This is a genomic window from Streptomyces massasporeus, assembly GCF_014648995.1.
Classification (GTDB): Bacteria; Actinomycetota; Actinomycetes; order Streptomycetales; family Streptomycetaceae; genus Streptomyces; species Streptomyces massasporeus.
Genome location: NZ_BMSE01000023.1, coordinates 41,070 through 66,603, shown reverse-complemented (window position 1 = coordinate 66,603; position 25,534 = coordinate 41,070). Strand labels below are relative to the sequence as shown.

Annotated in this window: 28 protein-coding genes; 13 read left to right on the top strand and 15 right to left on the bottom strand. The window is 72.5% G+C overall.

Going from position 1 to position 25,534, the window contains the following annotated elements:
- Window positions 1–90 precede the first annotated feature (90 nt).
- Window positions 91–1,395, top strand: a complete 1,305-nt coding sequence (locus tag IE153_RS35180; RefSeq protein ID WP_189593766.1) for an MFS transporter — start codon at window positions 91–93, stop codon at window positions 1,393–1,395.
- Here IE153_RS35180 and IE153_RS35175 read toward each other — a convergent pair.
- Window positions 1,357–2,202: a spermidine synthase gene (locus IE153_RS35175; protein WP_189593765.1), complete on the bottom strand. Its 846-nt coding sequence runs from the start codon at window positions 2,200–2,202 to the stop codon at window positions 1,357–1,359. The genes IE153_RS35180 and IE153_RS35175 overlap by 39 nt on opposite strands.
- Before the next feature lie 110 nt (window positions 2,203–2,312).
- On the bottom strand, window positions 2,313–3,482 hold the full coding sequence (gene tuf / locus IE153_RS35170) for an elongation factor Tu (protein WP_189593764.1): 1,170 nt from the start codon (window positions 3,480–3,482) through the stop codon (window positions 2,313–2,315).
- Between the two features lie 340 nt (window positions 3,483–3,822).
- Here tuf and IE153_RS35165 point away from each other — a divergent pair, with 340 nt between their 5' ends.
- Window positions 3,823–4,614, top strand: coding sequence for a TVP38/TMEM64 family protein (locus tag IE153_RS35165; protein WP_189593763.1), 792 nt, complete (start codon window positions 3,823–3,825; stop codon window positions 4,612–4,614).
- A 22-nt stretch (window positions 4,615–4,636) separates the two neighbouring features.
- Here the strand turns inward: IE153_RS35165 and IE153_RS35160 are convergent, their stop codons facing one another.
- A complete protein-coding gene (locus IE153_RS35160) occupies window positions 4,637–5,806 on the bottom strand; it encodes a thiolase family protein (protein WP_189593762.1) in 1,170 nt (389 codons plus the stop codon).
- 93 nt (window positions 5,807–5,899) lie between these two features.
- On the opposite strand from IE153_RS35160, the gene IE153_RS35155 reads away from it, so the two are divergent.
- The 3 genes from IE153_RS35155 to IE153_RS35145 all read left to right on the top strand — a co-directional run bounded on the left by IE153_RS35155 (window position 5,900) and on the right by IE153_RS35145 (window position 7,705).
- Window positions 5,900–6,370: a winged helix-turn-helix transcriptional regulator gene (locus IE153_RS35155; RefSeq protein ID WP_189593761.1), complete on the top strand. Its 471-nt coding sequence runs from the start codon at window positions 5,900–5,902 to the stop codon at window positions 6,368–6,370.
- 159 nt (window positions 6,371–6,529) lie between these two features.
- Window positions 6,530–7,405 (top strand): undecaprenyl-diphosphate phosphatase, encoded by an 876-nt coding sequence (locus IE153_RS35150; protein ID WP_189593760.1) that lies wholly within the window; start codon window positions 6,530–6,532, stop codon window positions 7,403–7,405.
- A gap of 120 nt (window positions 7,406–7,525) precedes the next feature.
- A complete protein-coding gene (locus IE153_RS35145) occupies window positions 7,526–7,705 on the top strand; it encodes a hypothetical protein (RefSeq protein WP_097215398.1) in 180 nt (59 codons plus the stop codon).
- 42 nt (window positions 7,706–7,747) lie between these two features.
- Here the strand turns inward: IE153_RS35145 and IE153_RS35140 are convergent, their stop codons facing one another.
- On the bottom strand, window positions 7,748–8,350 hold the full coding sequence (locus IE153_RS35140; RefSeq protein WP_189593759.1) for a DUF4291 domain-containing protein: 603 nt from the start codon (window positions 8,348–8,350) through the stop codon (window positions 7,748–7,750).
- A gap of 96 nt (window positions 8,351–8,446) precedes the next feature.
- Here IE153_RS35140 and IE153_RS35135 point away from each other — a divergent pair, with 96 nt between their 5' ends.
- Both IE153_RS35135 and lnt read left to right on the top strand, forming a co-directional pair.
- Window positions 8,447–8,917 (top strand): nuclear transport factor 2 family protein, encoded by a 471-nt coding sequence (locus IE153_RS35135; protein WP_189593758.1) that lies wholly within the window; start codon window positions 8,447–8,449, stop codon window positions 8,915–8,917.
- 128 nt (window positions 8,918–9,045) lie between these two features.
- A complete protein-coding gene (lnt, locus tag IE153_RS35130; protein WP_189593757.1) occupies window positions 9,046–10,611 on the top strand; it encodes an apolipoprotein N-acyltransferase in 1,566 nt (521 codons plus the stop codon).
- On the opposite strand, the gene IE153_RS35125 is transcribed toward lnt, so the two are convergent.
- The gene (locus tag IE153_RS35125) at window positions 10,535–11,440 is read right to left on the bottom strand and encodes a Gfo/Idh/MocA family protein (RefSeq protein ID WP_189593756.1); all 906 of its coding nucleotides are present in this window, start codon (window positions 11,438–11,440) and stop codon (window positions 10,535–10,537) included. The two genes, lnt and IE153_RS35125, sit on opposite strands and share 77 nt — an antisense overlap.
- 13 nt (window positions 11,441–11,453) lie before the next feature.
- Window positions 11,454–12,638, bottom strand: coding sequence for an FAD-dependent monooxygenase (locus tag IE153_RS35120; RefSeq protein ID WP_189593755.1), 1,185 nt, complete (start codon window positions 12,636–12,638; stop codon window positions 11,454–11,456).
- An 81-nt stretch (window positions 12,639–12,719) separates the two neighbouring features.
- On the opposite strand from IE153_RS35120, the gene IE153_RS35115 reads away from it, so the two are divergent.
- Entirely contained in the window at window positions 12,720–13,310 is a 591-nt protein-coding gene (locus IE153_RS35115) for a TetR/AcrR family transcriptional regulator (protein WP_189593754.1), read from the top strand.
- 43 nt (window positions 13,311–13,353) lie between these two features.
- Window positions 13,354–13,866 carry a DinB family protein gene (locus IE153_RS35110; RefSeq protein WP_189593753.1) on the top strand — a complete coding sequence of 171 codons (513 nt, stop codon included), beginning with the start codon at window positions 13,354–13,356 and terminating at the stop codon, window positions 13,864–13,866.
- Between the two features lie 665 nt (window positions 13,867–14,531).
- On the opposite strand, the gene IE153_RS35105 is transcribed toward IE153_RS35110, so the two are convergent.
- From IE153_RS35105 to fabG, 5 genes are all read right to left on the bottom strand, one after another.
- Entirely contained in the window at window positions 14,532–15,032 is a 501-nt protein-coding gene (locus IE153_RS35105) for a hypothetical protein (RefSeq protein ID WP_189593752.1), read from the bottom strand.
- Between the two features lie 121 nt (window positions 15,033–15,153).
- Window positions 15,154–15,837, bottom strand: a complete 684-nt coding sequence (ung, locus tag IE153_RS35100) for a uracil-DNA glycosylase (RefSeq protein ID WP_189593751.1) — start codon at window positions 15,835–15,837, stop codon at window positions 15,154–15,156.
- 93 nt (window positions 15,838–15,930) lie between these two features.
- Window positions 15,931–17,517, bottom strand: coding sequence for an ABC transporter substrate-binding protein (locus tag IE153_RS35095; RefSeq protein WP_189593750.1), 1,587 nt, complete (start codon window positions 17,515–17,517; stop codon window positions 15,931–15,933).
- A gap of 198 nt (window positions 17,518–17,715) precedes the next feature.
- Window positions 17,716–18,474: an SDR family oxidoreductase gene (locus tag IE153_RS35090; protein ID WP_033307414.1), complete on the bottom strand. Its 759-nt coding sequence runs from the start codon at window positions 18,472–18,474 to the stop codon at window positions 17,716–17,718.
- 13 nt (window positions 18,475–18,487) lie between these two features.
- Window positions 18,488–19,249: a 3-oxoacyl-ACP reductase FabG gene (fabG, locus tag IE153_RS35085; RefSeq protein WP_097215411.1), complete on the bottom strand. Its 762-nt coding sequence runs from the start codon at window positions 19,247–19,249 to the stop codon at window positions 18,488–18,490.
- Between the two features lie 231 nt (window positions 19,250–19,480).
- On the opposite strand from fabG, the gene IE153_RS35080 reads away from it, so the two are divergent.
- Window positions 19,481–19,966 carry an excalibur calcium-binding protein gene (locus tag IE153_RS35080; RefSeq protein ID WP_189593749.1) on the top strand — a complete coding sequence of 162 codons (486 nt, stop codon included), beginning with the start codon at window positions 19,481–19,483 and terminating at the stop codon, window positions 19,964–19,966.
- Between the two features lie 61 nt (window positions 19,967–20,027).
- On the opposite strand, the gene IE153_RS35075 is transcribed toward IE153_RS35080, so the two are convergent.
- Together IE153_RS35075 and IE153_RS35070 are read right to left on the bottom strand one after the other, a co-directional pair.
- Window positions 20,028–20,441 (bottom strand): DUF3037 domain-containing protein, encoded by a 414-nt coding sequence (locus tag IE153_RS35075; protein ID WP_189593748.1) that lies wholly within the window; start codon window positions 20,439–20,441, stop codon window positions 20,028–20,030.
- Entirely contained in the window at window positions 20,438–21,193 is a 756-nt protein-coding gene (locus IE153_RS35070) for a HipA family kinase (protein ID WP_189593747.1), read from the bottom strand. Before IE153_RS35070 ends, IE153_RS35075 begins: the two co-directional genes overlap by 4 nt.
- Before the next feature lie 198 nt (window positions 21,194–21,391).
- Here IE153_RS35070 and IE153_RS35065 point away from each other — a divergent pair, with 198 nt between their 5' ends.
- Complete coding sequence (locus tag IE153_RS35065; RefSeq protein WP_189593746.1) at window positions 21,392–21,880, top strand: Rieske (2Fe-2S) protein; 489 nt, start codon at window positions 21,392–21,394, stop codon at window positions 21,878–21,880.
- On the opposite strand, the gene IE153_RS35060 is transcribed toward IE153_RS35065, so the two are convergent.
- A complete protein-coding gene (locus IE153_RS35060) occupies window positions 21,867–22,517 on the bottom strand; it encodes a cysteine hydrolase family protein (protein WP_031105085.1) in 651 nt (216 codons plus the stop codon). The two genes, IE153_RS35065 and IE153_RS35060, sit on opposite strands and share 14 nt — an antisense overlap.
- Window positions 22,518–22,651: 134 nt before the next feature.
- Here IE153_RS35060 and IE153_RS35055 point away from each other — a divergent pair, with 134 nt between their 5' ends.
- Window positions 22,652–23,122 carry a pyridoxamine 5'-phosphate oxidase family protein gene (locus tag IE153_RS35055; RefSeq protein ID WP_189593745.1) on the top strand — a complete coding sequence of 157 codons (471 nt, stop codon included), beginning with the start codon at window positions 22,652–22,654 and terminating at the stop codon, window positions 23,120–23,122.
- Between the two features lie 450 nt (window positions 23,123–23,572).
- Here the strand turns inward: IE153_RS35055 and IE153_RS35050 are convergent, their stop codons facing one another.
- Window positions 23,573–24,475, bottom strand: a complete 903-nt coding sequence (locus tag IE153_RS35050) for a LysR family transcriptional regulator (RefSeq protein WP_189593744.1) — start codon at window positions 24,473–24,475, stop codon at window positions 23,573–23,575.
- 75 nt (window positions 24,476–24,550) lie between these two features.
- On the opposite strand from IE153_RS35050, the gene IE153_RS35045 reads away from it, so the two are divergent.
- Window positions 24,551–25,504 (top strand): DMT family transporter, encoded by a 954-nt coding sequence (locus IE153_RS35045; protein ID WP_189593743.1) that lies wholly within the window; start codon window positions 24,551–24,553, stop codon window positions 25,502–25,504.
- Window positions 25,505–25,534: the final 30 nt, after the last annotated feature.

Below are 25,534 nucleotides of genomic sequence, written 5' to 3'. Positions count from 1 at the left end.
TCAAAGCAAAGTCAAGATCAACTTATCTGTGCGCCGTGACGCCGCGCAAACGGTTTGGCAGGACGGGCCCCCAGCGGCGATAGTCGGCCGGTGACGTCCCCGACCGCCTCCTCCCGGAGCCCCCGCAGACCCGCCTGGGCGGGCCGCAACTACTCCCTGCTGACCGCCGCCGCGGTCGTCACCGGCCTGGGCAGCCAGGGCGCCCTGGTGGCGGCGGCGTTCGCGGTCATCGAAACGGGCGGCGACGGCGGTGACGTCGGCCTGGTGGCGGCGGCGCGGACCCTGCCGCTGGTGCTGTTCCTGCTGATCGGCGGCGCCGTCGCGGACCGGCTGCCCCGGCACCGGGTGATGGTCGCGGCCAACGTCCTCAACTGCCTCTCGCAGGCGGCCTTCGCCGTGCTGGTGCTGACCGGGGAGCCCCGGCTGTGGCACATGATGCTGCTCGCCGCGCTCGGCGGCACCGGCCAGGCCTTCTTCGGACCGGCCGCCGAGGGCATGCTGATGTCCTCGGTCGAAGGCGAGCACGCGGGTCGCGCGTTCGCGGTGTTCCGGATGGCGATGCAGGGCGCGGTCCTCGGCGGGGCCGCGCTCGGCGGGGCCATGGTCGCGGCGATCGGGCCCGGCTGGGTGCTCGCGGCGGACGCGGCGGCCTTCGCGCTCGCCGGGGCTCTGCGGGCCTTCCTCGACGTCGGCCACATCCCGCCCCGCGCGCCGGGCGGCGGCCTGATCGACGATCTGCGGGACGGCTGGCAGGAGTTCGCCGGCCGCCCCTGGCTGTGGGGCATCGTCGTCCAGTTCTCCGTCGCCAACGCGGTCGTCGCCGCCGCGGACGCGGTCTACGGCCCGCTCGTCGCCCGCGACCACCTCGGCGGCGCGGCCCCCTGGGGACTGGCCCTGGGCGCGTTCGGCGCGGGCACGGTCGCCGGCGCCCTGCTCATGACCCGCTGGAAGCCCCGCCGTCTCCTCCTCGCCGGCACCCTCTGCGTGTTCCCCCTGGCCCTGCCCTCCGCCGCGCTCGCCGTGCCGGTGCCGATCGGTGTCCTGTTCGGGGTGATGTTCGTCGCCGGTGCGACGGTGGAGGTGTTCGGCGTCTCCTGGATGACGGCACTGCACCAGGAGATCCCCGAGCACAAGCTCTCCCGCGTCTCGGCGTACGACTGGTTCGGTTCCGTCGCACTGGTCCCCCTCGCCACGGCCGCGGCCGGCCCGGCGGAGGATGCCTTCGGCCGCACGGCGGCCCTGTGGGGCTGCGCCGGCCTGGTCGTCCTGGTCACGGCGGCGGTGCTGTGCGTACCGGACGTCCGCAATCTGCGCCGCCGGACCACACCGGTGGCCCGGGGCGGCAGCGAGCGCGCGTCAGCCGATGCCGAACGCCCCGTCGGGGGGCTCGGGTGACGGCACGGCGTCCTCGTCCCGCACCGCCCGCGCGCCTCCGATGAACTTCCGCAGCCCGGTGCCGTGTTCGACCCGGGCCGGGAAGACGTCGGCGGCGGTGAGCCGGGCCAGCGTGGCCACGTCGATCGGCTGATGCCCGGCGACGAGCACGGCGTTCCCGAACCGCCGCCCCCGCAGCACACCCGGCTCGGCGATCAGCGCCAGCTCCTCGAAGGCGGTGGCGAGCGTGGCGAGTTGCGACCGCAGGAAGGCGAAGGGCGCGGCGTCGGGGAGATTCGCGAGATACACCCCGCTCCCCCGCAGCACCCGCGCGGCCTCACGGACGTAGGCGACGGAGGTGAGGTGCGCCGGCACCCGCGACCCGCTGAAGACGTCCGCGAGGAGAACGTCCGCCGAGGCCTCGGGAGCGTGCTCCAGCCAGACCCGGGCGTCCGCCGCGTGCAGGGCGATGTCCGCGCCCTGCGGCAACGGCAGATGCTCGGTCACCAGCTCCAGCAGCCCCCGGTCGGCCTCGACGACGTCCTGCCGCGAGCCCGGCCGGGTCACGGCCACGTACCGGGGCAAGGTGAGCGCCCCTCCCCCGAGATGCACCACGTCCAGCGCCCGCCCCGGCTCGGCCACGACATCCAGCACGTGCCCGAGCCGCCGCGTGTACTCGAACTCCAGATGCCCGGGCTCGTCGAGATCGACGTAGGACTGCGGCGCCCCGTCCACGGTGAGCAGCCAGGCCCGTTCCCGGTCGACGTCGGGCATCAGCTTGGCAAACCCGTGGTCGACGGACCGGGCGACTGGTACAGGCTCGTTCACCCCTTCATTGTGCCTGCGCGGCAACGCCCGCAAGGGGCGCGGGGCTGTTCCGATATGCGGCTCCGCCGCGTGGGCGACCAGCCCCGCACGGCCCGCAGTTCCCCACGACCTCAACCCACCACGGTCACGGTCCCCGCCCCCACAGTCCTGCCACCCTCACGGATGGCGAACCCGAGGCCCGGCTCCAACGGCACGTCCCGCCCCAGCTCCACGGTCATGGCGACGGTGTCGCCGGGCCGGGCCACCGCCACCTCACCGAGGTCGACCACCCCGACCACATCCGCGGTCCGGATGTAGAACTGCGGCCGGTAGCCGGAGGAGACGGGCGTCGTCCGCCCGCCCTCACGGGCCGACAGGACGTACACCTGCGCCGAGAAGCGCCGCCGCGGCTTCACACTCCCCGGCGCCGCGACCACATGCCCCCGCCGCACCGCATCCCGCGGCACGCCGCGCAACAGCAACGCCACGTTGTCCCCGGCCTGCGCCTCCTCCATCGGCTTCCCGAAGGTCTCCAGGCCCGTGACCACCGACTCGACGGAGGCCCCGAGCACCTCGACCCGGTCGCCGACGCGCACCACACCCCGCTCGACCGCCCCGGTCACCACGGTCCCCCGCCCGGTGATGGTCAGCACGTTCTCCACCGGCAGCAGGAACGGCGCGTCCAGGTACCGCTCCGGCATCGGCACATACGTGTCCACCGCGTCGAGCAGCGCCTCGATCGACGCCGTCCAGCGCGGGTCCCCCTCCAGCGCCTTCAGACCCGAGACGCGTACGACGGGTACGGAGTCGCCGCCGTAGCCGTGCGCGGTGAGCAGGTCGCGGACCTCCAGCTCGACCAGGTCGGTCAGCTCCTCGTCGCCCGCGTCGGCCTTGTTGAGGGCGACGACGACGTGGTCGACGCCCACCTGCCGGGCGAGCAGGACGTGTTCGGCGGTCTGCGGCATGATCCCGTCGAGCGCGGAGACGACGAGGATCGCCCCGTCGAGCTGGGCGGCGCCGGTGACCATGTTCTTGACGTAGTCGGCGTGGCCCGGCATGTCGACGTGCGCGTAGTGCCGGGTGTCGGTCTCGTACTCCACGTGCGCGATGTTGATGGTGATGCCGCGCGCCGCCTCCTCGGGCGCTCGGTCGATCCGGTCGAACGGCACGAACGCGCCACTGCCGCGGTCGGCGAGGACCTTGGTGATGGCGGCGGTCAGCGTGGTCTTGCCGTGGTCGACATGACCCATCGTGCCGATGTTGAGATGCGGTTTCGTGCGGACATAAGCCGTTTTGGACATGGCTGTACCTCGAAGCGTCTGCTCAGCGAAGAAGAAGTGGGACCCCGAGGACCTGCCCGACCCTCCCCTTGCGGGGTCCGCCGGACGAACCGGAGAGGGTCAGCTTCGGGCGCCGTCCATGACGGCCGTGAGATCGACGACGGCAGCCTTCGGGGCATCCGTGACCACGGATGCTGCGAGGGCGAAGGCGTGCCGGAACATGTCGTCGATCATTGCCGACGCTTTACCGCACGTCGAATGGTTTTCGGTTGCCCGCGCACGGGGTTGGGCACCGCCGGCTGTGACGCTCGTGAGACGAACCATACGGCGATCACACACATTTGTCGGTTAGTGTCACCGGATGCTCGATGCCACCACCCGCTCTGGGGGCACCGCCACGGCCTCTCCCCGGGCCACCGCCGCGGAGCTCGCCGTCGCCGTTCCCCCGGCAACGACCGTCTCGCCCGCCGTACCGACCCATTTCGCCGCTCGCTGCACGAGAGTTCTGCTCTCCCCGTGGTCACGGCTGTCCCTGCTCGTCGCGCTGCTCGCCGCCGGTGCGTGCGGGGTGCTGCTGTTCGAGCCACAGCGGCTGCTGACAGAGGGCTGGCCGCCACAGCTCGGTGGCGCCGCGGCGGCGGCGGTGTTCACGGTGGCGTACGGCGTGTGCACCGTGGCGTTCGTGCCGAGGCCGCTGCTGAACCTGGCGGCCGGCGCCCTGTTCGGTTCACAGCTCGGCCTCGGCGTGGCCCTGACGGGCACGGTGCTCGGCGCCGGGATCGCCTTCTGCCTGGGCCGGGCGCTGGGCCAGGACGCCCTGCGGCCCCTGCTGCGGGGGCGCTGGCTGAAGGCCGCGGACGGCCAGCTCAGCCGGCACGGCTTCCGGTCGATGCTGATGGTGCGCCTGTTCCCGGGCGTGCCGTTCTGGGCCGCGAACTACTGCGCCTCCGTCTCCCGCATGGGTCTGCTGCCGTTCCTGCTGGCCACGGGCCTCGGCTCGATCCCGAACACTGCCGCCTACGCCGTCGCGGGCGCCCGTGCGTCCACCCCGACCTCTCCCGCCTTCCTGATCGCCATGGCGTGCATCGCCCTGCCCGCGCTGGGAGGCGTGGTGGTGGCCTGGCGCAAGCGGCACCAGCTGCGCCGCCTCTGACGCGCCGTCACGCCCGGCCGGGTCAGACCCGTTCCAGGACCATGGCGTTGGCGAGTCCGCCCGCCTCGCACATGGTCTGGAGCGCGTACCGGGCGCCCCGTTCCCGCATCGCGTGCACCAGCGTCGTCGTCAGCCGGGTGCCGCTCGCGCCGAGGGGATGCCCGAGCGCGATGGCCCCGCCGCGCACGTTGACCCGGGCCAGGTCGGCGCCCGTCTCCTGCCGCCAGGCCAGTACGACGCTGGAGAAGGCCTCGTTGACCTCGAACAGGTCGATGTCGTCAAGGGTCAGCGAGGCCCTGCGCAGCACCTTCTCGGTCGCCGGGATCACGCCCGTGAGCATCAGCAGCGGGTCGGAGCCGGTGACGGCGAAGCTGTGCAGCCGGGCGAGCGGGCGCAGTCCGAGCCGGGCCGCGGTCTCGCTCGACGTGATGAGCACCGCCGAGGCACCGTCGTTGATCGGGCTGGCGTTGCCCGCCGTGACGTTCCACTCGATCTGCGGGAAGCGCTCGGCGAAGCCGGGGTCGTGGTAGGCGGGCTTGAGGCCGGCGAGGATCTCGGGGGTGGTGCCGGGCCGTACGCACTCGTCGCGCGTGACGCCCTCCAGCGGCGCGACCTCGGCGTCGAAGAGCCCGCCCTCCCAGGCCGCCGCGGCCTTCTGGTGGGAGGAGACGGCGAAGGCGTCCAGCTGCTCGCGGCCGATCGACCACTTCGCGGCGATCAGCTCGGCACTCACGCCCTGCGGAACGAGCCCCTCCGGGTAGCGCTCGGCGACCCCGGGTCCGAAGGGGTCCTTGCCCGCCGGTACGTTCGACCACATCGGCACCCGGCTCATCGACTCGACCCCGCACGCCACGACCAGGTCGTAGGCGCCCGAGAGCACCCCCTGCGCCGCGAAGTGCACGGCCTGCTGGGACGAGCCGCACTGGCGGTCCACGGTGGTGGCCGGCACCGACTCCGGGAAGCCCGCGGACAGCACGGCGTAGCGGGTGGTGTTCATGGCCTGCTCGCCGACCTGGTCCACGGTGCCGCCGATGACGTCGTCGATGAGCGCCGGGTCGACCCCGGAGCGCTCGACGAGGGCGCGCAGGGTGTGGGCGAGGAGCTCAACGGGATGGACGTGCGCGAGGGCGCCGTTCGGCTTGCCCTTGCCGATCGGGGTGCGTACGGCTTCGACGATGACTGCGTCACGCATGTGCGGGCCTCCACGACTACCGGTGAGTAGGAAATCCGAACTCACCGTAGCCCGCAGGGTTGGAAATTCCAACCCTCTTCTAGACTGACCCTCATGGCCGCCAGCAAAGACCCGCGCCCCTGCTCCATCGCCGACACCCTCGCGCTCGTCGGCGAGAAGTACTCCCTGCTCGTACTGCGGGAGGTGTGCCTGGGCAACGGCCGGTTCGACCAGCTGGTGCGCAACATCGGCGCCCCCCGCGACATCCTGGCCACGCGGCTGCGCCGGCTCGTCGACGCCGGGATCCTGGCCAAGCACCTCTACAGCGAGCGCCCGCAGCGCTTCGAGTACCGGCCGACCCCGGCGGGTCTGGAGCTGGAGCCGGTGCTGATGACCCTCATGGCGTGGGGCGACCGCCATCTCCGGGCGGACGGCGACCGGCCGATGGTCCTGGAGCACTCCTGCGGCCGACCCCTCGCCCCGGCCGTCACCTGCCGGGCATGCGGCGACGAGGTGCGCCACGAGGACCTCACGGCCCGCCCCCAGGCACCGGGCTGGACGGTGACCGGACCCACCGCCGCCTGATCGCCCTGGTCAACGGCGGCTTCCAAACCCCTGTGTCCTGGCGGCCTTCCGGGGACGCTACGCTTCCCCCTCGGCGCACATGATCCCCCGATCACCACAACGGCGGCCCGGTGTGCCCATCGTCCGTTCCCGCGATCGGCACTTGGACTCCGCTACCTCATGTCTTGGTTCGAATCACTCATCCTCGGACTCGTCCAGGGGCTGACCGAGTTCCTCCCCGTCTCCTCCAGCGCCCACCTGCGGCTGACGGCGGCCTTCTCGGGCTGGGAGGACCCGGGCGCGGCCTTCACGGCGATCACGCAGATCGGCACCGAGGCAGCCGTGCTGATCTACTTCCGCAAGGACATCGGGCGGATCATCTCGGCGTGGACGCGCTCGCTGACGAACAAGGCGCTGCGCAGCGACCCGGACGCCCGGATGGGCTGGCTGGTCATCGTCGGCTCGATCCCGATCGGTGTGCTCGGCGTGACACTGAAGGACCAGATCGAGGGGCCGTTCCGCGATCTGCGGATCACCGCGACGATGCTGATCGGCATGGGCATCGTCCTGGGCGTCGCCGACCGGCTCGCGGCCCGCGACGAGAGCGGCGGCAAGCACCGCGCGCCCAAGCAGCGCAAGGCCCTGGAGGACCTGGGCGTCCGGGACGGCCTGATCTACGGCGTCTGCCAGGCCATGGCGCTCGTCCCGGGCGTCTCCCGCTCCGGCGCCACCATCAGCGGCGGCCTGTTCATGGGCTACAAGCGCGAGGCCGCGGCCCGCTACTCCTTCCTGCTCGCCATCCCCGCGGTGCTCGCCTCGGGCGCGTTCGAGCTGAAGGACGCCACGGAGGGCGGCCATGTGTCGTGGGGTCCGACGATCTTCGCGACGATCATCGCCTTCGGCGTCGGGTACGCGGTGATCGCGTGGTTCATGAAGTTCATCTCGACCAAGAGCTTCATGCCGTTCGTCTACTACCGCATCGCGCTCGGCATCCTCATCATCGCGCTGGTCAGCATGGGTGCGCTGAGTCCGCACGCGGCCGAGTCGGCGGGCTGACCGGGGACGGATTCCGGGGCGGGTTCCAGGCCGTGTGACCCCGCTCTCGTGACCAACCGCATAGGGATCGGGTAGCCGTCCGGTAGCGGGCTGTCAGTGGCTGCCCCTAGGCTTGTCCGCATGTCCCCCGATTTCGTGACCCCTGGTTCCGTGCGGTCCGCTGCCGAGGTCAACGACGAGATCCGTGCGCTGTGGCAGCGCACGGGCGGCACCCTGTCGGCCGAGGAGCGCGCGGAGTACGAGCTGCTCGTCGTCGAGTGGGCGGCCGCGATCCGAGGCAGCGTCGTCAAGGCGGCCTGAGCAGCCCCCGCAGTCGCCTTTCCGCCCCGTTCCTTCCCCTCTCTAGGCGCGCAGCCGCGCCAGCACCTCGTCGTCGAGGTTTAGGGGCCGCTCCTCGGGCAACAGCCCCGCGGCCGACTCCGGTTGCCCCGCGCGCACCAGCCCGTGGATCTCCGTGGCGAGCGGCGTGACGTCCTCGATCCCCACGATCCACTCGTCCGCGTAGCGCGCGGCGGCCTCCCCGGCGAGCCCCAGCTGAAGCGACCGGTGCGGCAGCGGGTCGAGGTGCAGATCCCGTTCCGGATCCCACTGCACCCGCGCGGGCGCCTGCCTCAACTGCCGCTTCCAGGAGGCCTGGTCGCCGTGCAGGGCGGGGACGTGATGGGACAGGCAGGCGTTGCGCAGCGCCCAGAGGAAGCCCTCGCGGTCGATCTCGATCGCCAGAACCGTCTCCTGGCCCTCCTTGGAGCCCCAGCCACAGCGGTACATCATCCACAGGAACGACGGCTTGATCCACGTCATGCGCTCCCGCTTCCACGCGGCCGGGAAGCGGCCGTGGCGGGCGGCGGGGCCGCCGATCTCCGGGCGGTAGGCCTGGTAGACGGTGATCGTGGACGCGGTGTGGCGGGCGCGCACCTGGAACTTCGGTTCGTGTCGTTCGTTCACGACGGACAGGCTGGGCCCCGCCGCCCCTCGGCGGCCACCGAATATCACTCCCGCACGGCTCTTGGCCCGGCCCCCGCCATGCCCAACACTGATCCGATGACGCAGCGCGTGGAGCTCGCTACGGTGAGAGACCGGCTGGCCGTGGACGGGCTGATCACCGACTACGCGGTGGCGGTCGACGACGGCGACTGGGAGGCGTACCGGCGGCTGTTCGCCCCTCGCGGGCGGGCGGACTACCGCTCGGCCGGCGGCATCGAGGGAGAAGCCCGGGCGGTCGCCGCGTGGCTCGCGGAGAGCCTGCGGCTGTTCCCGATGCGGCAGCACCTGATCGTCAACCGGCGGGTGCGCTTCGGGATCTGGGAGCAGGACACCGGCGACACCGCCGAGGTCCAGGCCGACTACGTCAATCCCATGGCCACCGCCGGGCCCGCCCCGGACTTCGTGTGCGGCGGCAGGTACGCCTTCGCCGCCCTGCGCACGGACGACGGCTGGCGGCTGAGCGAGGTGGTCGTACGGGAGAAGTGGCGGCGTCTTCCCGAGCCGAAGAGCGCACCTGTGGCCCCCTGACCGGGCGCGGGTGAAGCGGCGGTGCCTTCCCGAGACGGAGAAGGCACCTGTGGTCAACTGACGGGCGTCCTGTGTCCTAGATCGTCCGCAGGGCGCACACTGGAGGCACCCGCGGGTAGGAGGCGCCTATGAAGACGCTCGGCCACTGGCTCGCCTCCCCCTGGCGCCGCTCGGCCGCCGCGGCGGTCGCGGGCGCCCTTCCCGTCCTCGCCTTCCCCGCGCCGTCGCTGTGGTGGTGCGCCTATGCCGCGCTGGTCCCCTGGATCCTGCTGCTGCGCACCGCGCCGACCGGCAAGCGGGCCGCCCTCGACGGCTGGTGCGGCGGCCTCGGCTTCATGCTGGCCATGCACCACTGGCTGCTGCCGAGCCTGCACGTGTTCACGATCGTCCTCGCCGCCCTCCTCGGCGCCCTGTGGGCCCCGTGGGGCTGGCTGGTGCGCCGTCTGCTCGGCGGCCTCCCCTCCCCCGGTCGGGTCGCGGTGGCCCTCGTGGTGCTGCCGTCGGGCTGGCTGGCCGTCGAGCTGGTCCGCTCCTGGCAGGGGCTCGGCGGCCCCTGGGGCATGCTCGGCAGCAGCCAGTGGCAGGCGGAGCCCGCGCTGCGGCTCGCCTCGGTCGGCGGGGTGTGGCTGCTCAGCTACCTGCTCGTGGCCGTCAACGTCGCGGTCGCCGTCCTCGTCGCGGTCCGGCGGGCCCGGGTGCCCGCCGTGGCCGGTCTGGTCGCCACGGCCGCCGCCACCTCGGCCGCCTGGGCCTTCTCACCCCGCCCCGCCGTCGACGGCCAGGTCAGGATCGCCGTCGTGCAGCCGGGCGTCATCGTCGGCCCGGACGCCCGGTTCGCCCGCGAGGAGCAGCTCACCCGCCGGCTCGCCGGCCAGGACGTCGACCTGATCGTCTGGGGCGAGAGCAGCGTCGGCTTCGACCTCGGGGACCGGCCCGGCCTCGCCCGGCGACTGGCGGACCTGTCCCGCGCGACGGGCGCCGACATCCTGGTCAACGTGGACGCCCGGCGCTCCGACAAGCCCGGCATCTACAAGAGTTCGGTCCTGGTCGGGCCCGACGGACTGACCGGCGAGCGCTACGACAAGATGCGGCTCGTTCCGTTCGGCGAGTACATCCCGGCCCGGTCGCTGTTCGGCTGGGCCACCTCCGTCGGCAAGGCCGCGGGCGAGGACCGCAGGCGCGGCTCGCAGCCGATCGTGATGAACGTCGGGGACGACCTGCGCGTGGGCCCGCTGGTGTGCTTCGAGACCGCCTTCCCCGACATGACCCGCCATCTCACGCGGGAGGGCGCCGACGTGCTGATCGGCCAGTCGTCGACCTCCACGTTCCAGCACAGCTGGGCGCCCGAGCAGCACGCGTCGCTGGCCGCGCTGCGCGCCGCCGAGACCGGCCGCCCCATGGTGCACGCGACCCTGACGGGCGTCTCCGCCGTCTACGGCCCGGACGGTCGGCGCATCGGTTCATGGCTCGGTACGGACGCCTCGGCCGCGTGGATCTACGACGTCCCCCTCGCCCACGGCACCACGCCCTATGTCCGCCACGGCGACTGGACGGTGCACGCGGCGATGGTGATCCTCGCCTTGTGGGTCGTCGGCGAGGGCGCACGGACCCTGCGGCTCAGGCGGTCCGCTCCTGAACCGCGCGTACCACCCGCTCGCACAGTTCATGGGTCTCCAGCGCGTCCCGGGCGCTGAGCACCTTGCCGGCCCGGACCGCGTCGAGGAACGCGAGCACCGCCTGCTCGATCCCGCGCTGGCGGGCCACCGGCACCCAGTCCCCGCGCCGCCGCACGGTCGGCTGCCCCTTGTGGTCGATCACCTCGGCGAGATTGACCACCTGCCGTTTGGTGTCCTGCCCGGACACCTCGAGGATCTCCTCGGCGGAACCGCTGAGCCGGTTCATCACGCCGAGCGCGGTGAAGCCGTCCCCGGCGAGCTGGAGCACCAGGTGGTGCAGCAGCCCGTCCCGGACCCGGGCGCGCACGGTCACGTCGTCGACCTCGCCGGGCACCAGGAACCGCAGGGTGTCGACGACGTGGATGAAGTCGTCGAGGATCATCGAGCGGGGTTCCTCCGGCAGCCCGATGCGGTTCTTCTGCATCAGGATCAGCTCGCGCGGATGGTCCGCGCACTGCGTGTAGCCGGGGGCGAAGCGCCGGTTGAAGCCGACGGCGAGGCTCACGTCCCGCTCCTCCGCGAGCGCCACCAGCCGCGCGGAGTCGTCGAGTTCGTAGGCGAGCGGCTTGTCGACGTAGGTCGGTACGCCGGCCTCCAGCAGCCGCGTCACGATCTCCGGGTGCACGAGCGTGGGCGCGTGCACGAAGGCCGCGTCGAGGCCCGCCGCGAGCAGGGAGTCGAGGGTGGTGTGCCGCCGCTCCCGCGGGATGCGCAGGCCCTCCGCGACCCGGTCGAGCGTGGCGGGCGTACGGGTCTGCAGGTGCAGTTCGACCCCGGGCTGGAAGGCGAGGACCGGGAGGTAGGCCTTCTGCGCGATGTCACCGAGTCCGATGCAGCCGACCTTCACGGGGTGATCTCCTCTAACGGTTGCCTGCCGGGGTCTGCCCGGAAGCATACGGCCGCTGCGGGGGCGCCCAGTCGGCGATGCCGTCGAAGCTGCGCAGGAACAGGGCGGGCCCGGCCTTCGACAGTGCGGCGACGGCCGTGTCGCGCACGGCGATGCCGGCCCGGCTGCTCATGAGGCTGAGCCGGGCAGCCCTCACGGCCTGGCGTGCGATGGCGGTCGTGCGCGGCAGCCGGGCGGCGGTGTAGGCGGCGAGGTCGTCGCAGTGGTGGGCGAGCACGACGGCGTCCTCGATCGCCTGGTTGCCGCCCTGGCCGAGGCTCGGGGGCATGGCGTGTGCGGCGTCGCCGAGCAGGGCGGCCCGGCCGTGGTGGTAGGCGGGCAGGGGTTGGGCGATGTGGTGGACGTCGTGGCGCAGGACGTCGTCGGGCCGGGCGGCGGCGAGCACGGCGGGGATCGGGTCGTGCCAGTCGCCGAAGTGGCGCAGCAGCTCGGACTTCTCGTCGTCGGGCGCCCGGCCGCCGGCCGGGGTCAGGGCGGCGCCGTAGGCGTAGACGCGACCGTCCTTCAGCGGGTGGGTGCCCCAGAGGCGGCCCCGGCCCCAGGTCTCGTGCGAGTCGAACCGGGCGCCGGGGACGGGGATCACGACCCGCCAGGTGGTGAAGCCGGAGTAGACGGGCCCCGGATGGCCGGGGAAGAGCGCCCCGCGCACGGCGGACCGGACGCCGTCCGCGCCGACCACCAGGTCCGCTTCGAGGTCGCCGTCCGCGGTCGTGACGCGAGCTGCCCGGCCGGGTCCTCCGCTGTCGGCGAGCACCGCGGCGGCGTCCGTGCGGACGGCGTCCCCCGGGAGCAGGGCGGCGAGACGCTCGATCAGGGTGGCGCGGGGCAGCAGCACGAGCGGGCCGCCGAAGCGCTCGGCGGCGGCCTCGGCGGAGGAGCGGGAGAACCACCGCCCGCTCGGAGCGCGCAAGCCCCCGTCCCCCGACCAGGCGGCGAGGTCGCGGATCTCGTCGCCGAGGCCGATGACGTCCAGTGCGCGCAGGGAGTTGGGCGCGAGGGAGATCGCCGCGCCGACCGGCTCCAGCGAACGGGCCCGCTCCAGCACGGTGACCCGCAGGCCGCGCCGGTGCAGGGCGACCGCCGCGGTCAGGCCTCCGATACCGCCGCCGATCACGACGGCGTGCCCGGGTTGCGTCATGGCTCCTCCTCGTATGTGACTACAGCTGTAGTGACGCCGTCGACGTTACTACAGCTGTAGTCGGACGGGTAGCGTGAGCCCATGTCCGTAAGCAACGCCGGTCCCAGCCGCTCCGACCTCGTCGCCGACACCGCCCTCGCCCTGCTCGCCGAGCGTGGGATGCGCGGCCTCACGCACCGGGCGGTCGACCAGGCGGCCGCACTCCCCCAGGGCTCCACGTCGAATCTCGCCCGGACCCGGCAGGCCCTGCTGGAACTGGCGGTGCGGCGGCTGGCCGACCGTGAGGCGCGGGTGCTGGCCCTGCACGAGATGCCGGACCCGGCGGCCGGGACCGGCTCGCTGGTGGACGCGCTGGCCCTGGCGGCCCACCGGGCCCTGACGAACAACCGCGCGCTCACCCTCGCCCGGTACGAACTGGCCCTGGAGGCGACGCGCCGCCCCGAGCTTCGGGCGTTCTTCGACGCCACGGGCGCCCGATTCCGGGACCAGCTGACCGCCCTGGTCACCGGCATGGGTTCGACGGACCCGGCCCGGCACACCCTGTCGCTGATCGCCTGGGCGGACGGGCTGATGTTCAGCTGCGTGGCGGGGTCGTTCGGCGCGGACACACCGAGCCTGGAGGAGGTCCGGGCCGGACTGCGGGAACTGCTGGAGGGGATGCTCGGGGGCTGAAAATCTTGTGGTGCGGCGGAGGCGGCTCGGAAAGGATGCGTACATGACGAACGAACGCCGAGAGCCCGCCACCACCGCCGACGAGCGCACGATGCTGGAGGGCTGGCTGGACTACCACCGACAGACCCTCGCCTGGAAGTGCGAGGGCCTGACCGAGGCCCAGCTGCGCACCGCCGCGGTGGAACCGTCCGAGCTGAGCCTGATGGGACTGGTGCGGCACATGGCGGAGGTCGAGCGGGGCTGGTTCCGCAAGGTGCTCGCGGCCGAGGACGCCGGCCCGATCTACTACACCGAAGAAGATCCGGACGGCGAGTTCCATCTGTCCGAGTCCGACACGTGGGAGGAGGCGTACGCCACCTGGCAGTCCGAGATCGAGACCGCCCGGCGCAACGCGGCCCGCTTCGGCCTGGACGACATCACCGAGGGCAAGCACCGACGCACCGGCGAGCGGTTCAACTTGCGGTGGCTCTACACGCACATGATCGAGGAGTACGCGCGGCACAACGGCCACGCCGACCTGCTCCGCGAGCGCGTCGACGGCGCGACCGGCGACTGACGCCGCCCCTGCCGTCACCCCTGTCGCACCGACGCCCTCCGTACGGGGCGCGAGATCACCCGTGCGGGGCATCCTCCGCCTGTCCGCCGCCCCACCGCGGGCCGGACACACCAGAGTTGCGCGGATGCATCGAACGACGACCACAGCGACGCTCCTGGTGACCGTGGCGGTCTCGGCCCTCTCCGGCTGTACGACGGTCCCGCACCCCTCCGCGCCGGCGCCCTCGGCGGCCCCGTCCCGGCCGTCGGCGCCTCAGCCGGAGGGCGAGGCGGAGACACCGATCGTGCAGGCCCCGGCCCGGGAAGCCCTGCAACTCATCGAAGAGGCGTCCCACCGCCCGAAGCCGGCCGCGTCGGCGCCCCGCCCCGCCACCACGCCCGCGGCCCTCTCCCCGGAGCACGGGACCTCCCGGCCCGGCCACCACGACGCCCGCCCGCGCCCCGCCCGTCCGGAACGCCCCGACCCCGCCCCGCGCAGCCCCCAGCGGTCGCACCCCCGCCTCGCGGACGTCTCGGAGTCGGTACGGCAGGACGTCCACAGGAGCGTCCCGGACAGCTCGGACGTGTGCGCGCTGGGCAGGCGCTACGGGGGGGTGGCGGGCGGACAGCCCGGAGGCGACGATCTGCCGCGACACGTACGGGCGTTGACCCGCGGCACCCGCCGCCTCAGGGACGCTGCCGCGGCGGCGTCCACGGCCCCGGGCCGTCCTCCCCCAGCCGGGACTCCAGCCGTCCGATGGCCGCCCACACACCCTCGCCGTAGCTGTCGTCGGCGAGGGCCAGGGCGGCTTCCCGGGCCCACCGCAGGTGCGTGCGTGCGGCGGCGCGGCGATCGAGCCTGATGTAGTCGTCGGCCAGGTTCAGGTGCAGGGAGGGGTAGAGCGCGACCACCGCGGTCACCGCGAGCGCCTCCTGCCTCGCCTCCTCGGCCGCCGTCAACGCGCGCAGGTCCCAGGCCAGTTCGTCCGCCGGGTCGTCCTGGGTGTCGGCCAGGTAGTGGGCGAGGGTGCAGCGGTGCAGCGGGTCGCCGTGCTCGCCGAGCTCCGCCCACAGGCCGAGGAGCCGCTGCCGGGCCTCCTCCCGGTCCCCGGCGTGGTGCAGCATGACGACCTGCCCGATCCGGGTCAGCACGGCATCCGGCGCCGTCTGCTCCTGCCGCTCCGCCACGACGTCCTCCGCGCACTCGCCGGCTGTTGCTGCCGACGCTAACCGCAGGCGGGGGCGATCCGGCTCAGGCGGCTCCGGACGGCGCCGGGCCCGTGACGGCACGGCCGTACGGCCGGGGGCCTCAGCCCAGGTTCGGGATCGTCCAGTCGATCGGCGTGTGTCCCTGCGCCGCCACCGCCTCGTCGATCTGCGTGAAGGGGCGCGAGCCGAAGAACTTCTTCGCCGACAGGGGCGAGGGGTGCGCGCCCTTGACCACGACGTGCCGGGACTCGTCGATCAGAGGCAGCTTCTTCTGCGCGTAGTTGCCCCACAGCACGAAGACGGCCGGGTCGGGGCGCTCGGCCACGGCCCGGATCACCGCGTCGGTGAACCTCTCCCAGCCGCGGCCCTTGTGCGAGTTGGCCTCGCCCGCGCGGACCGTGAGCACCGCGTTGAGCAGCAGGACGCCCTGCTCGGCCCACGGCATCAGATAGCCGTTGTCCGGGATCGGCGTGCCCAGTTCCTGGTGCATCTCCTTGTAGATGTTGCGCAGGGACGGCGGGACCCGCACACCCGGCCGGACCGAGAAGCACAGCCCGTGCCCCTGCCCCTCGCCGTGGTACGGGTCCTGTCCGAGGATCAGGACCTTGACCCCGTCGTACGGCGTGGCGTCCAGCGCCGCGAAGACCTCCTCGCGCGGGGGATAGACGGGACCCTTCGCCCGCTCCTCCTCGACGAACTCCGTCAGCTCCTTGAACCAGGGCTGCTGCAGCTCGTCGCCCAGAACCCCGCGCCAGGACTCGGGCAGCATGGCGATGTCGGTCACGTCAACGTCCTCACGATGTGCGGTCACTTCCAGGCCACAGAACCTACAGGCGACCACTGACAACGCGCCCGGGAAAGCCCGGTGCCGGACCGTCTACCAGGCGGTCTTGCGGTGCAGCTCCCACATCATCATGATCGTCGACGGGTCCATGGCCCGCTCCGCGCCCGAGACGTCCCGGCTGGCCGCCACGTACTGCCGGCCCTGCCACAGGGGCAGCAGCCGCGCGTCGTCCACGAGGACCTGCTGGGCCTCCTCGAACTCCTTCACCACGTTCGCGCGGTCGCTCTCCCGGCGCGAGCGGGGCAGCAGATCGCCGGTGATCTCGGGGGCCGGGTAGGGCGTGCCGAGGGCGTTCTGGTCGCCGACGAACGGCGCGATGAAGTTCTCGGCGTCCGGGAAGTCGGGGAACCAGCCACGACCGAACACCGGGTACTCGCCCTTCTGGTAGCCCTCGACGTAGGTCTTCCAGGGGCGGCTCTTCAGGCTGATCGAGAACAGGCCGGAAGCCTCGAGCTGGCGCTTCAGCTCCTTGAACTCCCCGGCGGTCTCGGAGCCGTAGCGGTCGCTCGTGTACCAGAAGGTGAGCGGGACGCGCTGGTTGATGCCCGCCTCGGTGAGGATCTTGCGGGCCTTGGCGACGTCGGGGTCGCCGTAGTCGTCGAAGAAGCCCGTGGTGTGGCCGGTGAGGCCCTTGGGGACCATGGAGTACAGCGGGTCGACGGTGTCCTTGTAGACCTTGTGGGCGATCGCCGCCCGGTCGACGACCTGCGCGATGGCCTGGCGCACGGCCTTCTTGTTCGCCCAGGAGTCCTTCGGGTTGAACACCAGGTAGTTGATGTCGGTGCCGGTGCCCTCGACGAGCTGGATCTCCTCGTCCTTGGAGGACTTGCTCTGGAGCTCGACGACGTCGCCCGCGGCCAGACCGCGGTAGGTCACGTCGATCTTCTCGTCCCGCAGGGCCTTCACCATGGTGGCGGAGTCCTGGTAGTAGCGGACGGTCACCGCGTCGTTCCGGCGCTCCGCGTAACCCTTGTAGGAGTCGTTGCGGACGAGGACGGCTTCCTTGCCGTCGGAGTACGAGTCGAGGGAGTACGGCCCGGACCCGACCACGTCACTGCCCTTGCGCAGGCTGTTCTCCGGGTAGGCCTCCGGGGACACGATCGACATGGCGGGGGTGGCGAGCACGAACGGGAAGGTGGCGTCCGGCTTGTTCAGGTGGAAGATCACCTCGCGGTCGTTCGGCGCCTGGACCCGCTCGAGGCTGCCCAGCAGACCCGCGGGGCCGCCGTTGACGTTGATCTTGCGAATCCGGTCGAACGAGTACTTCACCGCCTGGGCGTCGAGCGCGTCTCCGTTGGAGAACTTCAGGCCCTCGCGCAGCTCACAGCGGTAGACCTGGTTCGAGGCGTCGCTGAAGCCGCACTTCTCGGCAGCGTCCGGCTGGGGCGTGCTCGCGCCCGTCGGATAGCTCAGGAGCGTCTGGTAGATGTTGCGGAACAGCTCCCAGGAGCTGTCCCACGAAGCGGCAGGGTCGAGCGTGCTGGGCGCACTGGTGGTGCCCACGACGATCGGCCCTTCGTCCTCCGGGGTATCGGACGACAGCACGCCACATCCGGCGAGCAGGGCCGATATGGACGCGATGGCCGCCACCCGCCGCAGGCATCGGTTCCGGTTGAACACGCGCACGCTCCTCGATCTGCCATACCAAGGGTCGGCAGACCATACCGCAGTGCCGCGCCCGCTGACCCTCCCCGTCCATGGCCTCTTGATCGATAAACCTTTGACGACGTTGTCATCGCGCTTTGCGACGCCTTTACGCCGACACGGGCGCCGTTTGTGTCAACGGGCGCCCGTGCCGATCCGCGTACGCGGTCCTCGTCAGCCGGTTCCGGCGTTGAGGAAGATGCCGCCGTCCACCACGAGCGTCTGGCCGGTGACCCAGTCGGACTGCTCTGAGGTGAGGAACGCGGCGGCGCCCCCGATGTCGGAGGGGACGCCCAGCCGGCCCAGCGGGTAGGCCGCCGCGGCCTCCTCCTCCCGGCCCTCGTACAGGGCCTGGGCGAACTTGGTCTTCACGACCGCCGGGGCGATCGCGTTGACCCGCACCTTGGGCGCGAACTCGTGCGCGAGCTGCACGGTCAGGTTGATCATCGCGGCCTTGCTGACGCCGTACGCGCCGATGAACGGCGAGGGCGACAGGCCCGCGACGGAGGCGATGTTGACGATCGCGCCGCCGTTGTCCTTCTGCCAGGCGTGCCAGGTCCGCTGGGCGAAGCCGAGCGCCGAGACGACGTTGGTCTCGAAGACCTTGCGGGCCACGTTCAGGTCGAGGTCGGCGATCGGCCCGAACACGGGGTTCGTGCCCGCGTTGTTGACCAGATAGTCTACGCGGCCGAAGGCCTCCATCGTGCGCTCGACGGCGACGGCCTGGTGGGCCTCGTCGTGCGCCTTGCCCGCCACGTAGACCGCGCGGTCGGCGCCGAGCTGCTCGACGGCCTCCTTGAGGGCGTCCTCGTTGCGGCCGGTGATGCACACGCGGTCGCCGCGCGCGACCAGGGCCTCGGCGACGCCGTAACCGATGCCGCGGCTGGCGCCCGTGACGAGGGCGACCTTGCCGGAGAGTTCCACGGAAGTCATGTCTGTTCGTCCTCTAGTCGAGCGGTCCGCCGGCCACGTACAGCACCTGGCCGGAGACGAATCCGGCCGCCTCGCCGGTGAAGAAGGCGATGGCGTTGGCGATGTCCTCCGGCTCACCGACCCGGGCCACCGGGATCTGGGTGGCGGCGGCGGCCTTGAAGTCCTCGAAGCCCATGCCGACGCGGTCGGCGGTGGCCTTGGTCATCTCGGTCGCGATGAAGCCGGGGGCGACGGAGTTGGCGGTGACTCCGAACTTGCCGAGCTCCTTGGCGAGGGTCTTGGTGAAGCCCTGCAGACCCGCCTTGGCGGCCGAGTAGTTCACCTGACCGCGGTTGCCGAGCGCGGACGACGACGACAGGTTGACGATCCGGCCGAAGCCCGCGTCCACCATGTGCTTCTGACAGGCCTTGGACATCAGGAAGGCGCCGCGCAGGTGCACGTTCATGACGGTGTCCCAGTCGGAGACGCTCATCTTGAACAGCAGGTTGTCGCGCAGCACGCCCGCGTTGTTCACCAGGATCGTCGGCGCGCCGAGCTCCTCGGCGATCCGCGCGACGGCCGCCTCGACCTGCGCCTCGTCCGAGACGTCGCACCCGACCGCGATGGCCTTGCCGCCCGCGGCGGTGATCTTCTCGACGGTGTCCTTGCAGGCCGCCTCGTCGAGGTCGAGCACGGCGACCGCGCGGCCCTCGGCGGCCAGTCGTACGGCGGTGGCGGCACCGATACCGCGCGCGGCACCGGTCACGACGGCAACCCGCTGGTCAGTGGTGGACATGACTGCTACTCCTCAGGTGAGCGACCGCTTAGTACCTTCAGTGGGTGTGACGCTAGAAGCCCTGGCACGCGGTGTCAACGGCCCAGGGCGGCATGTGATCCATCACCCCGGCCCCACCCTGCCCGGCAGCCTCCTCCGGGACACCCGATCGGCCTACGGCCACGCGCCGCCGCACCTCTTCGCGCCTAGCGTCGGAGCGCGAGCCACCCGTGGCCGGAAGGGAGGCGCACCATGCGCCGTCGCACCGGTGCCCTCGGCACGCTGTTCGCGATCGCCGCGATCGTGCCGCTGGCCGACCCCGCTCATGCCCGGCAGGACCTGGACTGCCGCGACTTCGCCTTCCAGGAGGACGCGCAGGCCGTCTTCGACGCGGATCCGAGCGATCCCAACAGGCTGGACGAGGACCAGGGCCGCGACGACGGTGTCGCGTGCGAGGCGCTGGCCCGCCGCGGGATCATCGACCCCACGACGTCGCCCCCCTCGTCCAGCCCCTCCGCCAGTCCGTCCGTGAGCCCCTCGTCCTCGGTCAGTCCCTCGGGCAGCCCCTCCGCTCCCGTGACCGCCACTCCCACCGGCGCTCCCAGCCAGGGTGTGCGAGGCGGGCTCGGGGGTGCGGTGGCCTCGGGACCGAGCGACTGGGACCTCGCCATCGGTCTGGCCTTCGCGGCGGGTGCCGCCGTCGCCGCCGGCTGTGTGGTGAGGCGCCGCCGGCGCTGACCGCCGGGCGGGGCGGCCGTGGGGACGGCCCCCGGGAGACGGCTGTCACCTCGCCGGCAGGTCACCTCACCAGCAGGTCCAGCAACCGACCGGTCTCCGCCGCCGGGTCCGTGGTCAGGCCGGTGTGCACCGGGCCGGGCTGGACGATCGTGGAGCGGGGGGCGACGAGCCAGCGGAAGCGGCGGCCCGGGTCGTCGGCCGCCGCCTGGCCCGCCGTCGGGCCACCCGCGCACAGCCCCTCCACCGCCCGCAGGGCGGCGCGGACCCCGGCCACGTCGGCGCGGGGGTCGAGAGCCAGCAGCCGGGTCTCGTCGAGGTGGGTGCGGGCACCGACGTAGGACGCGGCGCGACAGTAGACGAGGACGCCGGCGTTGATGCACTCGCCGCGTTCGACGCGCGGGACGACGCGCAGGACGGCGTACTCGTAGACGTGGCGGTCCCGGGGCCCGCCCTTGATGATGTGCCGGTCGTTCACTTCAGCCCCTGGATGCGGTCGTGGATGTCGGCGGCCCGTGCCAGCAGCGGGCGCGCGTAGGCCTGCCGGAGGTCGTCGGGCGTGGCGAAGCCGGGTTCGTCCAGGAGCCAGGCGTCCGGGATCTGTGCGGTGACGTCGGCGAGGAGCTCCTCGGTGACCAGGGGCGCCAACTCGGCCGCGGCGGCGGTGACATCGGGCGCGAAGGACGCCAGCGCGTGGTCGGAGGCGTCGTAGGGGCGGGCGGCGGAGGCCTGGACGCCGGGCCAGTTGTGGTGCCAGATCATCGTCGCGCCGTGGTCGACGAGCCACAACTCGCCCCGCCACCTCAGCAGGTTGGGGTTGCGCCAGGACCGGTCGACGTTGTTGATCAGGGCGTCGAACCAGACGACCCGGCCGGCCTCCTCGGGGCTCACCGGGAAGGCGAGCGGGTCGAAGCCGAGCGCGCCGGAGAGGAAGTCCATGCCGAGGTTGGTGCCGCCGCTGGACCTGAGCAGGCTCTGCACCTGCTCGTCCGGTTCGCCGAGGCCCAGCTCGGCGTCGAGTTCGACGGTGACCAGGCGCGGCATCCGCAGCCCCAGCCGACGGGCGAGCTCCCCGCAGACCACCTCGGCGACGAGTGTCTTGCGGCCCTGTCCGGCACCGGTGAACTTCAGGACGTAGGTGCCGAAGTCGTCGGCCTCGACCAGGCCGGGCAGCGAACCGCCCTCGCGCAGGGGCGCGATGAAACGGGTCGCGATCACTTCCTTGAGCATCGCCCCAGGTTACTGACGCACGCGGCGACCGCGGTGACGGCCTCGCGGCAGGGCGGGTCGGAACCCGACAGCGAACCGACAGCTCCGCTTTACCCGTGTCCTTCCGAGATCGGGTCAGGATTTCGACATGGTCTGAACAGCCGGTCCGCAAGGGCCGTACCTCTCCGCAGATCACGAATCCCCGGAAGGAACGTCAGCATGACCAGCGAATCAGTTCAGCCGATGTCGGGACCGAGCCGCCGCACCGTCGTGGCGGCGGTCGGCGCGGCGGGGCTCACCGTGGCGCTGACGGCGTGCGGGTCGGAGGACAAGGCGTCCGACCCGTCCACCGAACAGGGCGCCGCCGGCGGCGGCGCGACGAACGACGGAGGCGGCTCGTCCGGCGGAGCGGGAGCCGGTGGCGCGGCGCTCGCCAAGACCGCCGACATCCCCGAGGGCAGCGGCAAGATCTTCAAGGACGAGAAGGTGGTGGTCTCGCAGCCGGCCGCGGGCGACTACAAGGCCTTCTCGACGATCTGCACCCACCAGAAATGTCCGATGGTGGACCTCAAGGACGACATCATCTCCTGCGCCTGCCACGGCAGTCAGTTCTCCGTCCTCGACGGCAGCGTGAAGAAGGGGCCGGCGGTCCAGCCGCTGGAGGCGAAGCAGATCAGCGTGAACGGCGACTCCATCACGCTCGCCTGACCCCACGCGGACGCTCCAGGCACGCCAGCACCTCGTCCGTGGTCGCGACCGTGGCGACCAACGCGAGGGTGTGGCGGATCATCGCGGGGGTGTAGTCGGACGGCACTCCCGCGATGGCGTCCGCCGGAACGACGACGGTGTAGCCGCGGTTCACGGCGTCGAACACGGCATTGGGGACGGCCACGTTGGCCGAGACCCCGGTGACGATCAGCGTGCGGCAGCCGAGGTTGCGCAGCAGTGGGTCGACGTCGGTGCCCTGCACGGGTGACAGCCCGTGCAGGCGCCGTACGACGAGGTCCTCCTCGGCGACCTCGATCGGGGCGGCCACCCGCACCGCCGGTGTGCCGGCCAGCTGCTGGACGGGCAGCCGTGCGGCGGCGCGGAACAGACGGGCGTTGCTGTTGGCGCCGCGGCCGTCGGGGCGGCGCTCGGCGACGGCGTGGACGACCTGGACGCCGCCGTCGTGGGCGGCCGCCACCAGACGGGCGACGTTGGCCAGGGCACCGCCGGCGCGTGCCTGTTCGGCGAGTTCGGGCAGGGCGCTGTCCTCCCCGACGACGCCCTCCTGGCACTCGACGGTGAGCAGCACGGTGGTGCGCGGTTCGAGGAGCTCGCTGAGCGCTTCGTACGAGGGCACGGGTTTCCCCCTGTCACCGGCGGCCGGGCGGGCGAGCGTAACCACCATTGCGCACGGACGGAAGAGCACTCATCCTTTTCTGACGTGATGTCAGAGGATCTCCTCTGGCACGACGTGGGAGAAAGAGGGGGCGCATGACCGTCACGCAGCAGCGCAGAGGCCGGAAGATCATGATGACGCCGGGCGAGCTGGACGACTTCCTGACCACCCAGCGCACCTGCCGGGTCGCCACGGTGTCGACCGACGGGGCGCCGCACGTGAGCACGCTGTGGTTCGCCTGGGACGGCGCCTCGATGTGGCTGTACTCGGTCGTCCGCAGCAAGCGGTGGACCGACCTGCGGCGCGACCCGCGGGTGGCGATCGTGGTCGACACCGGCGAGGACTACGACGAGCTGCGCGGCGCCGAGCTGTCGGGCACCGTCGAGTTCGTGGGCGAGATACCGCGCACGGGTGAGCTGCGCGCCGAACTCGACGTGCCGGAGACGCTGTTCGCGCGGAAGAACTTCGGCCTGGAGGAGATGCCGCACGACGGCCGGCACGCCTGGATCCGTCTGACCCCGGAAAAGATCGTCTCCTGGGACTTCCGCAAGCTGGCCGGGCAGTAGCCGCTCCAGGGACTCCGGCCGCGGCACGGACGGAAGCCGCGGCCAGGAACTCCGGCCGCGGGCCGGGCGGCGGCCGCGGCCAGGAACTCCGGCTGCGGGCCGGGCGGCGGTCGCTCCCCGGGAAACGACAGCCGCGCGGCCCGGGCGGCGCCAGCCACTCCCCCGGGACCACACCCGTGGCCCGGGCGGCAGCAGCGCCCCCCGAAACGACAGCCACGCGGCCCAAGCGGCGCATGCCGTTCACCCTGCACCACCGCCGCGGACCCGGGCGGCGGCAGCACCCCCGGTAAACCAAAGCCACGCGGCCCCGGCACGCAAGCCACTCCCCGGCAGCCACACCCGTGGCCCGAGCGGAAGCCGCACCCCCCAAAGCACAGCCACGGCCCGGGCGGGGCAGCCGCTCCCCCGAAACGACAACCGCGCGGCCGGGGCCGCGGCCGCCTCCGGGTCTCAGCCGACGCTCTCCCCCGCCGCCCGCAGGGCCTTCACCGCCGCCCGGATCGACGGGCGGCGGTCCGCGTCCGCGCGCCAGACGACGTACACGTGCCGCCGGACCCGCTGCCGGAGGGGGACGGTCACGACCCCGGCGGGCACGGGGTGGCGGCCGAGGGTCGGGGCGATGCACACACCGAGGCCGGCGGCGACCAGCGCGAGCTGGGTGTGGTTCTCGGCGGCGCGGTGGCCGACGATCGGCTCGACGCCCTTGGAGCGCAGCGTGAACATCAGCCACTCGTGGCAGAACTCGCCCTCGCCCCAGGTGATCCACTCGTCGTCGGCGAACTCGGCGAGATCCACCTCCGCGCGCTCCGAGAGCCGGTGGCCCACCGGCATGGCGACCTCGGCCGGGTCGTCCAGGATCGACGCCTTGACCAGCCCGTCGGGCAGCGCCATCGGCTTGTTGTACCAGTCGAGCACCACGGCGAGGTCGAGGTCGCCGCGCACGACCCCGGCGATGCCCTGCTCCGGTTCGAGTTCGCAGGAGCGCAGTCGGAGCGCGGGGTGCTGCTCGCGCAGTGCGGCCAGCGCGTGTGGGAACAGCCCCCGTGCGGCCGTCGGGAACGCCGACAGCCTGAGCTCGCCGACGACCTGCCCGCGCTGCGCCTCCAGGTCGGACTGGGCCAGTTCCACCTGGGACAGGATGCGCCCGGCGTGCTCGGCGAGCAGCCGGCCCGCGTCGGTGAGCCGCACCCCGCGGCCGTTCTTGGCGAGGAGCTGCTGGCCGACCTCCCGCTCGAGCTTGGACAGCTGCTGCGAGACGGCGGACGTCGTGATGTGCAGCCCCTCGGCCGCGCCGCTCACCGATCCGTGCCGGGCGAGGGCGTCGAGGGTGCGCAGGCGCTCGAGGTTCAACATGTAAGCAATGCTACGTGGTACCGAGTGCGAAATCTCGATTGTGCTACGAGGTTCCGGTGCCGCATCGTGGCTGGCATGAGCACCGTCACCACCCCGGCCGACCGGGTCACCACCGCCCCGTCCGCACCGCCCCGCCGCCGCCTCGACTGGCGCCTCCGGTTCGCCACCCTGTCCCTGATCTGGGGTTTCAGCTTCCTCCTCATCAAGGTGGGCACCGAGGGGTACGCGCCGTTCCAGGTGACGCTCGGCCGGCTGGTGTTCGGCACGGCGGTGCTGGCCGCCGCGATGGCGGTGCGGCGTGAACGGCTGCCGCGCGGGGCGCGCACCTGGGGGCATCTGGCGGTCGCCGCGTTCCTGCTCAACGCCCTGCCGTTCTCCCTGTTCGCGTACGCCGAGCTGACCATCCCGTCCACGCTGGCGGGCATCTGCAACGCGACCTCGCCGCTGTGGGGCATGGCGCTGTCGCTGGTCGCCCTGTCGGAGGACCGGCCGACCCGGGTGCGGGTCGCGGGGCTGGGTCTCGGCTTCCTCGGCGTGCTCACGGTGCTCGGCGCCTGGCAGGGCTTCCACGGCCTGGACGCCACCGGGACGGCACTGGCCCTGCTCGCCTCCCTCAGCTACCCGATCGGCTGGATCTACGTCCGCCGCACGCTGGCCGGCACCGGCCACTCGCACCTGTCGATGACCGGCGCCCAGCTGCTGCTCGCCACGGTCCAGCTGGCGGTCGTCACCTCGCTGTTCACGACCCTGCCCACCCGGGTGTCCGTGGTGCCGCTGCTGGCGATCGCCGCCCTGGGCGCGCTGGGCACGGGCCTCGCGATGCTCCTCCAGTACGGCCTGGTCGCGGAGGTCGGCCCGACGACCGCGCAGATGGTCACGTACTTCGTCCCAGTGATCGCCACGGCCGCGGGTGTCGCCCTCCTCGGTGAGGCGCTCGCCTGGTCGACGCCGGTCGGGGCGGTGATCGTGCTGACGGGGGCGGCGCTCACACAGGTGCGGCCGAAGCCCCGGAAGGTGCCTCAGCCGTAGCTCCGCGGACCCGAGGGCCCCGGCCGACGC